This window comes from Collinsella sp. HCP28S3_G2 (assembly GCF_052065125.1).
Classification (GTDB): Bacteria; Actinomycetota; Coriobacteriia; order Coriobacteriales; family Coriobacteriaceae; genus Collinsella.
In genome coordinates this window covers 80656-93580 of sequence record NZ_JBQHUO010000004.1, presented here as the reverse complement: position 1 = coordinate 93580, position 12925 = coordinate 80656, and the positions used below count along the sequence as shown (strand labels likewise).

The 12925-nt window shown below is 58.7% G+C and carries 9 protein-coding genes; 5 read left to right on the top strand and 4 right to left on the bottom strand.

Annotated elements, in window-relative coordinates; all coding sequences use genetic code 11:
• Positions 1-137 precede the first annotated feature (137 nt).
• The gene (locus ACTNB2_RS04150; protein WP_055252615.1) at positions 138-476 is read right to left on the bottom strand and encodes a PTS lactose/cellobiose transporter subunit IIA; all 339 of its coding nucleotides are present in this window, start codon (positions 474-476) and stop codon (positions 138-140) included.
• Between the two features lie 214 nt (positions 477-690).
• Positions 691-1695 carry a LacI family DNA-binding transcriptional regulator gene (locus tag ACTNB2_RS04145; protein ID WP_427795504.1) on the bottom strand — a complete coding sequence of 335 codons (1005 nt, stop codon included), beginning with the start codon at positions 1693-1695 and terminating at the stop codon, positions 691-693.
• Between the two features lie 357 nt (positions 1696-2052).
• On the opposite strand from ACTNB2_RS04145, the gene ACTNB2_RS04140 reads away from it, so the two are divergent.
• Together ACTNB2_RS04140 and lacG (ACTNB2_RS04135) are read left to right on the top strand one after the other, a co-directional pair.
• Positions 2053-3828 (top strand): lactose/cellobiose PTS transporter subunit IIB, encoded by a 1776-nt coding sequence (locus tag ACTNB2_RS04140; RefSeq protein ID WP_427728585.1) that lies wholly within the window; start codon positions 2053-2055, stop codon positions 3826-3828.
• Between the two features lie 66 nt (positions 3829-3894).
• The gene (gene lacG / locus ACTNB2_RS04135) at positions 3895-5334 is read left to right on the top strand and encodes a 6-phospho-beta-galactosidase (RefSeq protein ID WP_154514977.1); all 1440 of its coding nucleotides are present in this window, start codon (positions 3895-3897) and stop codon (positions 5332-5334) included.
• 357 nt (positions 5335-5691) lie between these two features.
• Here the strand turns inward: lacG (ACTNB2_RS04135) and ACTNB2_RS04130 are convergent, their stop codons facing one another.
• Positions 5692-6693, bottom strand: coding sequence for a LacI family DNA-binding transcriptional regulator (locus ACTNB2_RS04130; protein ID WP_441040850.1), 1002 nt, complete (start codon positions 6691-6693; stop codon positions 5692-5694).
• A gap of 285 nt (positions 6694-6978) precedes the next feature.
• Between ACTNB2_RS04130 and ACTNB2_RS04125 the strand changes: the two genes are divergently transcribed.
• Positions 6979-8757 (top strand): PTS lactose transporter subunit IIBC, encoded by a 1779-nt coding sequence (locus ACTNB2_RS04125; protein WP_441040852.1) that lies wholly within the window; start codon positions 6979-6981, stop codon positions 8755-8757.
• A gap of 75 nt (positions 8758-8832) precedes the next feature.
• Complete coding sequence (gene lacG / locus ACTNB2_RS04120; RefSeq protein WP_260699522.1) at positions 8833-10254, top strand: 6-phospho-beta-galactosidase; 1422 nt, start codon at positions 8833-8835, stop codon at positions 10252-10254.
• A 513-nt stretch (positions 10255-10767) separates the two neighbouring features.
• On the opposite strand, the gene ACTNB2_RS04115 is transcribed toward lacG (ACTNB2_RS04120), so the two are convergent.
• Positions 10768-11532, bottom strand: coding sequence for a DeoR/GlpR family DNA-binding transcription regulator (locus ACTNB2_RS04115; RefSeq protein ID WP_441040854.1), 765 nt, complete (start codon positions 11530-11532; stop codon positions 10768-10770).
• 206 nt (positions 11533-11738) lie between these two features.
• Here ACTNB2_RS04115 and ACTNB2_RS04110 point away from each other — a divergent pair, with 206 nt between their 5' ends.
• Positions 11739-12791 (top strand): aldose epimerase family protein, encoded by a 1053-nt coding sequence (locus tag ACTNB2_RS04110; protein ID WP_441040856.1) that lies wholly within the window; start codon positions 11739-11741, stop codon positions 12789-12791.
• Positions 12792-12925: the final 134 nt, after the last annotated feature.

Below are 12925 nucleotides of genomic sequence, written 5' to 3'. Positions count from 1 at the left end.
GATCCCCTGGGGACGGAGGAGAACGGATCATTTTGGGCCGTCAGCCCCTATTTCACCGCAACTTGGAGGAGGACAGAAAAAGCCCTGCCGCGGATAGCGGCAGGGCTTTTGGAAGGGGACTTGGTTGTGCGGGCTCGTTAGGCGAGCTTGGCCTCGAGCTCGGCAATGCGCTTGTAGGCATCGATGGTAAAGCGGGCCTGCTTCTCCAGGATCATAGTGGTCATGAGAGTGTCCTGAGCGTGAGCCATGATGAAGGTCATCTCCATCTCGCCGCCGCCGGCCTCCTGCGAAAGCAGCTTGGTCTGCGTGTCGTGGGCGCCGATAAGCGCATCGCTGGCATCCTTGTGCAGCTGTTCGGCCTTCTCAAAATCACCCTCGCGAGCAGCATCGAGCGCTGCAAGCAGATCAGTCTGGGCGTCACCCGCGTATGCGACAATCTCGAATCCAACCATCGAGATTTCTTCTTTGGTTGCCATATTGCGTTCCTTTCACATATGAACCAACGGAGAGCACCGCGTCCGGGCATACGCGCTGCGTTGTGTATGACAGAAACAATAACATTCAAACAAAAAAGAACAGCGCAAAACGTAATTTCAAGCTATGAACGGTCAATTTTTGCCCGTGAACGGTTTCCAAACCATTTCGAACAATATCAAACATGATTAACGGAAACCCAAACAGGACCGCGCCCTAACGCAAATCGCGCACCGTATCGCCCTCTACGAGCACGCCGGGGATCAGCATGTGCTCCACGCCAGACGCAACTCCCTCGGCGCCGGCGATCTTGTCGACTGCCCACATGCCGACACGCTTGTTGTCAAAGCGCACGGTGGTCAGGCGACGATCGGGCACGATGTCGCCCAGACTATCATCAACCCCCACCACGCTCACGTCCTCGGGCACACGCCTTCCGCGCGACTCGAGTCCGCGAATGCAGCCGTAGGCCATGGCGTCATTGGAGGCATAGATGGCAGTACAGGTCGGATCGTCCGCCAGAGCCTGGCCTGCGGCATATCCACTCCGCGCCGTCCAGTCGCCACGGATGAGTCGCGGCAGCTCAATACCATGCGCGCGCAATGTCTCGCGCCAGCCCTCCTCGCGCTGCATGCCCGAAAGCGAGCGTTCGGGACACGAGATAAAGTGCACGGTCTTGTGCCCCTGCCCCAGCAAGTACTCGACAACCTGGCGCGAGCAATCGAACTGATCGTTATCGACCGTCGAGCACAGCGGGTGCTCCAGCATGGTAACGAGCACCGTCTGCATACCAGGCAGCGGCTCAAAGGTGCCAAAGTCCGCCGGCATGCGATTCATGATCACAACCATGCCATCCACCGGCAGTGCGCTCATGCGCGACGATGCGCTCTCGAGGGTATACGGATGTCCATCTACTTTAGTGAGGGTAATGGCGTAGCCGTGCTTATCGGCGGCGGCGGCAAAGCCCTCCATACGGTCGAGGTTGCCGGTACCGGTAATGTTGAACATGGCGACGCCGACGGTCTTAAACTTGCCGCGGCGCAGCGATCGACCGGCAAAATTGGGGCGATACCCCAGCTCGCGCATGGCGGCACGCACGCGCTCCTTGGTCTCGGGGCGCACGCTGGGCGAATCGTGGACGGTGCGCGAGACCGTCTGTTCTGAGACGCCCGCGAGGCGCGCCACATCCTTAACGGAAACCGATTTTTTAACAGCGGCCATAGGTCGATCTTTCTATGTCAACGATGCCATTGGTGGCACCCTACGCAGTCAAATGAAACGTCTTCAAGTATATCTAACGCCTCCCCCACCATACGCTCACCACCCAAAACCTACCGTTCACCGACATTTTTGCTTCCCCGAACGGCTTTTATCGCCCAAATGTTAACGTTGCCATTGTGCAAACACAGAGCCACCGGGCGGCTCAAACGTTTGCGCGCAAGAAATCGACGGTCCGCAGGCACAGGGGCCATCGGTTCGCGTCTTATTTTGTGTCACAAGATGGCAACGTCAACATTTTGGCAACCAAACGTCAAAAGCTACTATCGTTGCTAACCCACCGACTCTTAGGAGCTTTGCATGGAGCAACTCATCGCCACCATCGAAAAGGGCCAGCCCTTTTTCAACGCGATCGCCCGCAACAAGTACCTCAAGGCGATCCGCGACGGTTTTATCTCCGTCATCCCCATCATCATCTTCTCGTCCATCTTCTGCCTGGTAGCCTCGGTCCCCAACATCTGGGGTTTCTACTGGCCCGATGACATCAACAACGCCCTGTGGAAGTGCTACAACTACTCCATGGGCATCCTGGCCATCGCCTGCGCCGCTACCACGGCCAAGCATTTCGCCGACGCCCAGAACCGCGATCTGCCCAAGAATAACCAGATCAACTTTATCTCGTGCATGTGCGCGGCCATCATCGGCTTCTTGCTCCTTTCGAGCGACACCATCGCCACGGATGCCGCCAGTGGCTTCAACACCACCTACCTTGGTTCCAAGGGCCTGCTGACCGCCTTCATCGCTGCGTTTGTGACCGGCATCATCTACAAGTTCTTTATCAAGCGCAACATCACCGTCAAGATGCCCGAGCAGGTTCCGCCCAACATCTCGCAGACCTTTAAGGACATCATCCCCTTCTCCGTCTGCATCACCGTCTTTTGGGTCTTTGACATCGTCTTCCGCGCTGCCTTTGGCTTCTGCTTTGCCCAGGGCGTCATCCAGGTGTTCCAGCCCCTGTTCACCGCTGCCGACGGCTACATCGGCCTTGCTGTGATTTACGGCGCCATGAGCCTGTTCTGGTTCGTGGGCGTCCACGGCCCCTCGATCGTCGAGCCCGCCATCGCCGCCGCCCTCGTTGCCAACATGACCGACAACCTGGCTGCGTTCCAGGCCGGCCAGCACGCTTCCGCTGTCCTGACCCAGGGTGCCCAGTACTTCGTCGTCTGCATGGGCGGCACCGGCGCCACGCTCGTCCTGGTCTTTATGTTCTGCTTCCTGGCCAAGTCCCAGGAGATGCGCGCTGTCGGTAAGGCCGCCATCGTCCCCGTGTGCTTTGCCGTCAACGAGCCGCTGCTGTTCGCCGCGCCTATCGTGCTCAACCCCGTCTTCTTTGTCCCGTTTGTCTTTGCCCCGATCGCCAACATCTGGATCCTCAAGATCTTTATCGACTTCTTGGGCATGAACGGCTTTATGTACACCCTGCCTTGGACCGTCCCCGGCCCCATCGGCACCATCATGGGCCTGGGCTTCCAGCCGCTCGCCTTTGTGATGCTCGCCCTTATCCTGGTCGTCGACTTCGTTCTGTACTATCCGTTCTTCCGTGCCTATGACGCCCAGAAGTGCGCCGAGGAGGCCGAGATTTCCCAGGAGGAGCTCGCCGCCAAGAACGCCGAGAAGGCCGCCAAGCTCAACGATGCCTTCCAGGGCAAGGCCGACGCCAAGAGCGTTGCCGCCGGCGCTGCTGCCGAGGCCGTGGAAGCCGGCGCTCCCGCCGCTTCCGCAGCACCCGCTGCCGAGGCAACGGCCACCAGCGACCTCAACGGCAAACGCGTGCTCGTGCTCTGCCAGGGTGGCGGTACCTCGGGCCTGCTCGCCAACGCGCTGGCCAAGGCCGCCAAGGAGCGCGGCATCAATCTTGAAACCGCTGCCGAGGCCTATGGCAACCACGTGGACATGCTCCCCGACTTCGATCTGGTCGTCCTGGCCCCGCAAGCCGCAAGCTACCTGGCCGACCTGCAGAAGGACTGCGAGCGCGTGGGCAACAAGTGCGTCGCCTGCCGCGGTAAGCAGTACATTGAGCTTTCCCAGAACGGCGATAAGTCTCTCGCCTTCGTAAGCGAGCAACTCTCGAAGTAAGTAACGCACAGGGCCAGCCGACCATCCAAGACCGGCTGGCCCTTCGCTTTAGACGATTGGATCATCATGTCCGTTAACCCTGCTAGCGTCACCAACCCGCCTGCGCAGTTTCCCGAGGACTTTGTCTTTGGCGGCGCCACTGCTGCCTACCAGGTAGAGGGCGAGACCCGCACCCACGGTAAAGGCAAGGTTGCCTGGGACGACTTCCTGGAGGCCCAGGGGCGCTTTTCCCCCGATCCCGCTTCGGACTTCTACAACCAGTACCCCGTCGATCTGGAGCTGTGCGAGGAGTTCGGCATCAACGGCATTCGCCTCTCCATTGCCTGGAGCCGCATCTTCCCCAACGGCACCGGCGAGATCAACCCTGAGGGCGTGCAGTTCTACCACGATCTCTTCGCCGAGTGCCACAAGCACCACGTTGAGCCGTTTGTCACGCTGCATCACTTCGACACGCCGCTTGCCCTCTTTGAGAAGGGCGACTTCCTCAACCGCGAGACCATCGATGCCTTTGTGGACTTTGCCACCTTCTGCTTTAAGGAGTACGCCGACCAGGTGACCTACTGGTTCACCTTTAACGAGATTTGGGCCGATGCCTCCAACACCTACATCGAGGGCACCTTCCCCGGCGGCGTCAAGGCGCATCTGGCCGAGGCTTTCCAGTGCGAGCACAACATGATGCTCGCCCACGCCAAGGCCGTACTGGCCTTCCACAACGGCGGTTTTAAGGGCAAGATCGGCGTCATTCAGTCGTTGGAGTTTAAGTATCCGCTCAACGAGAACGACCCCGCCGACATCAAAGCCGCCAACAACGAGCACGTGTTGCAGAACCAGTTCTTGCTCGACGCCACCTTCCGAGGCGACTACGCGCCCGACACCCTCGAGTGCGCCAACCGTCTGGCTGCCGTCTCGGGCGGCACCATCGAGATCCTGGACGAGGACCTCGAGATTATGCGCGAGGCCGCGCTCTACAACGACTATCTGGGCGTCAACAACTACCAGTGCCGCTTCTTGAAGGCTTACGACGGCGAGAACGACCTGCACCACAACGGTACGGGCGAGAAGGGCACCGGCCGCTGGCGCGTTAAGGGTATTGGCGAGCACGTGAACAAGCCTGGCATCCCCACCACCGACTGGGACTGGATCATCTATCCCGAGGGCCTGTTCGATCTGCTCGTCTACATTAAGCAGCGCTACCCCAACTACAAGCAGATCTTCATTACAGAAAACGGCATGGGCTACAAGGACCCCTACAAGGACGGTTTTGTGGACGACCAGCCGCGCATCGACTACATCGAGCAGCACTTGCGCTGGCTGCTCAAGGCCATGGAGGTGGGCGTCAACGTGGGCGGCTACTTCCTGTGGAGTCTGCAGGATCAGTTCTCCTGGACCAATGGTTACAACAAGCGCTATGGCTTCTTCTACGTTGACTTTGAAACCCAGAAGCGCACGCCCAAGGCAAGCGCCTACTGGTACAAGCACGTGGCGCAGACCCGTCGTCTGGACTAGCGGCTGGCGACCAGCGGAATTGCCCCGCTCACATAACCTGTCCCCATTTCTCAGCCGGGGGTGGCACGTCACACGGCGCGCCGCCCCCGGCCTTTTGTTTTTGTTCGGCTGGGGGGCCGTTTGTCTCGATCTGTAACATCTAGCCGAGTTTTTGGTCCCTAGCTGTTACAAATCAAGACAAACCGGGAAGACGGGGCCGAATTGTCTAAATCTGTAACACTAAAACCGGTTTTGGACGTCTGGTTGTTACAGATCGAGACAAACGCACAGGACAATCCTCTCAATCTCGATCTGTAACATCTAGCCGAGTATTTCGGTCCTACCTGTTACAGATTGAGATGAACGAGCCGAGCACGTCTACGCCCGCAGGTCTTTCACGCTGGAACGCTCGATCAGCACGCCCGACACAAGCGTACGGCTTCTGGAGCTCGGAGCCTCAAGACCTGCGACGACCTCGTTAAGTGCACGGATGCCCAGCTCGCGGTGGCGAAACTTCACCGACGTCAGAATCGAGTTGGGAATCGTCTTGTAGAGCTCATCGTCGAAGCCGATCACGGACACGTCGTCGGGCACACTGAGCCCTTTGTCACGTAGAGCCATCATCACGCCGTTTGCCATGCAGTCGTTAGCAGCGAGGACCGCCGTGCAATCGGGTTTATCGGCAAGCACAAGGCCCGCGGCATAGCCACTATCCGCATTCCAATCACCTTGCAGAGGCTCGGGCGGCTCAATGCCACGCGTCTCGAGTGCTGCACGCCAACCTTTCATACGGCACTGGCTCGACAGCGACTCTTTTTTACCAGAAACGAAATACACGTTCTTGTGCCCGCGATTTAAGAAGTACTCGCACGCCATGCGCGCACCGTCCTCTTGATCGTCACTAACGGTAGAGCAGGTAGGATGTTCCATCGGCGTGATAATCACCGTCTTGAGGTCCTTCGGCGCCTCAAAGGTATCAAAGTCATCGACCATCTGGCGCAGATTGAAGATCATGCCGTCGACGGGAAGCTGCGACATCCTGCGCGCCGCTTCGGCAAGGGTCATCTTCTCCCCCGCCCGCTTTTTGATCATCGTGAGAGCAAAGCCGCGTTCTTCGGCGGCATCTGCGATACCGTCAATCATGTCCACGGCGCCGCCCGACAAGTGGAACAGCACCACGCCGATGCACCCGTAACGGCCCAACTTGAGTGAACGCGCGGCAAAGTTCGCCCGGAACCCAAGCGCCTCCATGGCAGCATGGACCTTATCGCGTGTCGACTCTCGTACGCTATCGGGCTCGTTGATCACGCGCGAAACCGTCTTGAGAGAAACGCCCGCGGCAATCGCCACATCGTTCATCGAGACATTCTTCTTGTCCATCGTTGCCACTTCTTCTCCACTCGGTTCTATATCGCTTGTTTTTTTGCGTTCTAGCATACACTACCTGCCCGACTGACAAATCAGCCGTTTATCGGACGATATCGACCGTTCACCTGTAAATCCTTGTTGCTCTTCCAAAAATGTCTTACGTTGTCATTAACGAAATGACAACGTTGTCATTTCGCAATGCCTTCCTTAAGAGGGAAGGTTTCCGGGCAGTCCTGACCATCCATCGACGACCAGTTCCATCCACATGCATCGCGCATCAAGTAACAAAGGAGCTTTATGGACGCCATCGTAAAGATGCTCGAAAAGCATCAGCCGTTCTTTGAGAAGATCTCGAGGAACATCTACCTCCAGGCCATCAAGGACGGATTCCTTGGGTGTATGCCCATTGTCCTCACCTCTTCGATCTTCCTGCTGATCGCCACCCTTCCCGGCGTAGTTGGCATCACGCTGCCCCAGCCGCTCATCGACTGGTGCAACAAGCTGTACAACTTCACCATGGGCGTTATGGGCATCATGGTTGCCGGCACCACCGCCAAGAACTTCACGGCTTCCATGAACCGTCGCATGCCCGCCGGCAAGGTGCTCAACGACGGTTCCACCATGGTTGCCGCCCAGTGCAGCATGCTTTTGCTCGCCGTTACGCAGTTCACCACCAAGCTCGACGGCTCCGAGCTTTCGGTCTTCGATTGCACCAGTATGGGTACACGCGGTCTGTTCTCGGCCTATATCGCCGCGTTCATTACCGTGTGGGTCTATAAATTCTGCGTCTCGCGCGATCTGACCATTAAGCTGCCCAAGGAAGTCCCGGGCGCCATCGCTCAGAACTTCCGTGACATCATCCCCTTCGGTGGCGCTGTCATCATCTGCGGCATCATCGATGTCGTCGTGCGCAACCTCATGGGCGTTCCGTTCTCCGAGCTGCTCATCAAGCTGCTCTCCCCGCTCTTCACTGCGGCAGAGACCTACCCCGGTCTCATCCTTATTCAGGCAGCCACCGCGTTCTTCTGGTTCATCGGCGTCCACGGTCCTTCGATTGTCCAGCCGGGCATCGACCCCATCCGTCTTGCCAACCAGGCCGAGAACCTGCAGGTTCTGCTGGCCGGTGGTCACCCCGCCCATTCCCTCACCTTCAACATGTCGCTCGTGGGTGAGTTCGGCGGCACCGGCGCCACGTTCATCGTGCCGCTTCTGCTGATTCTCTTCATGAAGTCCAAGCAGCTCAAAGCCGTCGGCAAGGCCTCGATTGTTCCTGTTGCCTTCGCCGTCAACGAACCGCTGCTCTTTGGCGCGCCGATGATCCTTAACCCCTACATGCTCATCCCCTTTGTTGCCGCCGGCTGCGTCAATGTGAGTGTTGCCAAGTTCTTTATCGATAACGTGGGTATGAACGGCTTCTCCTTCGTGGTGCCTTGGGCTACCCCCGCCCCCATCGGCATCTTCATCACCACGAACTTCCAGCTTATCGCCCTGGTATTTGTCGCGATCATCATCTTGCTGGATGCCATCATCTACCTGCCGTTCTTAAAGGCATACGATAAGCTGCTCTGCGACCAGGAGGCCGAGCGCGCCGCCGAGCTGGGTCTCGAGTCCGATGGTGCTGCCACCATCGCCGCCAGCACCTCCGCGCCCGCTGTCGAGCAGGCTACCGCTTCCGTCGAGCCGACCGCCGCTGCCACCGACAGCAAGCCTGTCGCCGATCAGCCCGAGCCCGTCGTCGAAGCATCCGCTAAGAAGGATGTCGACGGTCTGAAGGTCCTCGTCCTGTGCGCCGGTGCCGGCACCTCTGCCATGCTTGCCAACGCCATCAAGGAAGGTGCTGCTCAGACCGGAGAGAACATCGCTTCCTCCGCAGGCGCCTATGGCCAGCACACTGCCATCATGGATCAGTACGACGTTATCGTGCTCGCCCCGCAGGTTCGTAGCTACTACAACGACATGAAGGCCGACACCGATCGTCTGGGCATTAAGCTGCTCGCCCCGCGCGGCAAGGAATATATCGACCTTACCCGCGACCCCGCTGGCGCCATCAAGTGGCTCCGCGAGAACCTCGACTAGCTCCTCCCTCTGTTGGTGCCCGGATCCCCAGTTCGGGCACCTCTCCCTATTCGTATCCCACAGAAAGGATGCCTCATGACCAACCCCATGCAGTTCCCCGACGGCTTTGTGTTTGGCGGCGCCACCGCTGCTTACCAGGTTGAGGGCGAGACCCGCACGCACGGCAAGGGCAAAGTGCCCTGGGACGATTTCCTGGCAGCCCAGGGTCGCTTCTCCCCCGACCCCGCAAGCGATTTCTACAACAAGTACCCGGTCGATATCGACCTGTGCCAGCGCTTCGGCATCAACGGTATCCGCGTCTCCATCGCTTGGAGCCGCATCTTCCCCAACGGCACTGGCGAGATCAACCCCGAGGGTGTCGCCTTCTACCACGAGCTCTTTGCCACCTGCAATAAAGCCGGCGTTATCCCCTATGTCACGCTCGATCACTTTGATACGCCCGAGGCCTTTTACCAGAACGGCGGCGAAGGCTTCCTGACGCGCACGACGATCGACGCCTTTGTCGAGTACGCCAAGTTCTGCTTTGCCGAGTTCACCGAGGTCAAGCACTGGTTTACCTTTAACGAGATTCCCGCGACCGCCGAGGGCAGCTTTATCGTCGGCAACTGGCCGCACGGCGAGAAGTATCGCCTAGACAAGGCCTTCCAGCTTATGCACAACATGATGGTGGCCCACGCCAAGGCTGTCGTCGCCTTCCATGAGGGCGGCTTTGAGGGCGAGATCGGCATTGTCCAGAACCTAGAGCCCAAGTATCCCCTCGACCCCAACAACGCCGCCGACTGCGAGGCAGCTCGCATGGCCGACGTCATCAACAACCGCTGGGTACTCGACGCCACCTTCCGCGGCCACTATGCAGCCGACACCATGGAAGCCGCAACCAAGCTGGCCCATATCGCCGGCGGCGAGCTCGACGTCCGCGACGAGGACATCGCCGCGCTGACCGCCGCGCTCCCCTACAACGATTGCCTGGGCGTCAACACCTACAAGTGCCAGTTCCTGCGTGCTGCCGAGGGCGAAAACGACATCAACCACAATGGCACCGGCGACAAGGGCTCCTCGCGCTGGTTCCTCAAGGGCGTGGGCGAGTCGTGCGTGCGCGAAGGCGTACCCACCACCGATTGGGACTGGATTATCTATCCCGAGGGCCTGTACGACCTGCTGCTGCGCATTAAGAACGATTACCCCAACTACAAGAAGATCTACATCACCGAGAACGGCATGGGCTATAAGGACGACTTCGAGGATGGCTTTATCGACGACGCCCCTCGTATCGACTACATGCGCCAGCATCTCGCGTGGATCCTCAAGGCGATCGACGGCGGCGTGAACGTCGACGGCTACTTTGTGTGGTCGCTGCAGGACCAGTTCTCCTGGACCAACGGCTACAACAAGCGCTACGGCCTGTTCTACATCGACTTTGAGACCCAGAAGCGCTATCCCAAGGCGAGCGCGTACTGGTACAAGAACGTCGCGGAGACCGGCCTGCTCATGGCCTAACTTTTGCCGCATACCCCCTGTCGGCCGCATACGAATCCCTCCACGGGTTCGTATGCGGCCTCTTTTGTTTTGGCTCGGCCCGAGCAGGTCGTTTATCTCGATTTGTAACATCTAGCCGAATATTTCGGCCCTAGCTGTTACAGATCAAGACAAACAGAACGCCCGAGCAGAAATATCTCAATCTGTAACATCTAACTCGCTTTTAACCGTCTAACTGTTACAGATCAAGACAAAGGTGATGGCTGGATAGACAAAATCTCGATCTGTAACACCTAGTCGAGTTTTTAGGTCCTAGCTGTTACAGATTGAGACAAACGGGATAGGCCGGGCCAAAAATCTCAATCTGTAACATCTGGTTGGTGACTTCACCCCTACCTGTTACAGGTTGAGACAATTTGATGGCGAAGTCCCCATTTGCGCGTCATATCGCGTAGCGCTGACGCGCCGATTCCCCACAATGACAGGGGGGCAAAAGTCCTCACACAGTGCTTGCTAGCAATCCTGCAGCGCTAGCTAGCAAATGACCTGCGTATGCTCCTCGATGGCGGCGCGATCCTCGACCGAGATACCCGGCTCGCACACCACGGCATCCAGGCTGTCCAGACGGCAGAAGGTGTAGAAGTCGCGCTTGCCGATCTTGCTGGAGTCGGCGATCAGATAGCGCGAGTCTGCCTTGCTAAAGGCGAGCTGCTGGATGCGGCCCTCTTCCATGTTAGACGTAGACACGTCGCCGTCCAAGATGCCGTTGGCGCCGATAAAGGCTGCATCGATCCCCAGCGCACGCAGGGTATCCTCGGCCGTTGGTCCCACAAAAGCGGCGGTGCGGCGACGATACATGCCGCCCACGAGGCACAGGTCGCAGTCTTCGCGCGCCTCGAGCAGGTTAAACACCGAAAGCGAGTTGGTCACAATGCGCAGGCGGCACGCCGGCAGCATCGAGGCCATCTGCTCAACCGTAGTGCCCGTACCCAAAAAGATGGTCGAACCTTCCTCGATAAGCTCCACGGCGCGGCGCGCAATCTGCAGCTTTTCCTCGGCATGCTTGGTGCGCTTTTCGCTGTGCGAGTACTCGTGGCGCAACATAGCGTGGGGACGACCCTGCGCACTGCGGGCGCCGCCGTGCACGCGCTCGATCTCGCCCAGGCTCGCAAGCTCCTCAAGATCACGGCGGATCGTCATATCCGAGACGCCCAGTGCATCCGAAATCTCCTTGACCGAGACCGTGCCCTGCTCCTCGAGCAGCTGACGAACCTTATCCTGTCGCTCCGCTTTAATCACGATGAATCCTCGCCGTTCTTTGTGCGCATATCATTCAAACAGTAACGAACAAATTGTATCAGACTCGCGCGCGTCAAAAATGAACGCCCGCACGGCTCCAATCATCACTTTTTTGAGAAAAATACCCCCTGCTTTAGTGGGATGTAGTGATAATCTCACCTGTTCGCGCTACAGTTTGTCGGAAATACCTCGATGTTAGGAACCAAATGATCACTTCTGAGCTTTTCGGCACCGCGCCGTGCGGTACCCCCGTTCATCGTTACACCCTCAACGGGCCCGAGATCTGCGTTCGCATTATGGACTATGGCGCCACCGTGCTGGGTATCGATGTGCCCGACATTCCCGGCAACGTGCGCGATGTGGTGCTGGGCTTCGATAAGCTCGAGGATTACTTTGACAACCCTGCCTGCTTTGGCGCGACCATTGGCCCCGTGGCAAACCGCACCGCGGGCGCCACGATCACCATCGACGGTACGGACTGGCATATGCCCGCCAACGAGGGCGCCAACAACCTGCACAGCGATCTTGAGCACGGCCTGCACAAGCGCGTGTGGGATGTTGAGCTCGACGAGGTTCACAACGCCGTGCGCATGACCACCTCACTTGAGGATGGCGAGTTGGGCCTGCCCGGCAACCGCACCTTTACGGCCGTGTTTACCGTGACGCACACCGGCCGCTTCCGTATCGAATATGGCTGCGAGAGCGACCGCGCCACGTACGTGTCCATGACCAACCACACGTACTTTAACCTTGCCGGCCATAACGCCGGCATGGACTGTGAGCACTTCTTTGTTGCTAACGCTGCCCACTACCTGCCCATTGACGACCAGAACATTCCTACTGGCGAGATTGCTCCGGTCGAGGGAACACCGTTTGATTTTCGCGAGTTACGCCCCGTCGCGCCTGGCATGGAGGCCGACGATCCGCAGATCAAGCAGGCACGCGGCTACGACCACTGCCTGTGCATCGATGGCTATCAGTACGGCCGCAACCTGCGTCGCGCTCTGCATGTCGAGGAGATGTGGACCGGCCGCGAGCTGGACTACTACACCACCGCCCCGGGCGTGCAGCTCTATACCGGCAACTGGCTAGGCGACGAGCACGCCAAGGACGATGCCAACTACGGCTGGGGCGCCGGCTTTGCCCTCGAGGCCGAGATGTACCCCGACACGCCGCACCAGCCGCTGTTCCCGCAGGGCATTGTGGGCCCGGGTCATCCCTACAGCAATGTGATCGAATACCACTTTATGAGGCACTAAGCCCATAACGCAACATATCGCACAGCAGTGCCCGCCGGCACACCGCCGACGGGCACTTTTCTACCTAGTTGTAGGCAACCAGGCACATCCCGGCTTGAATGATTAGTGCATTTAACGTGAGAAAAGCCGTCAGA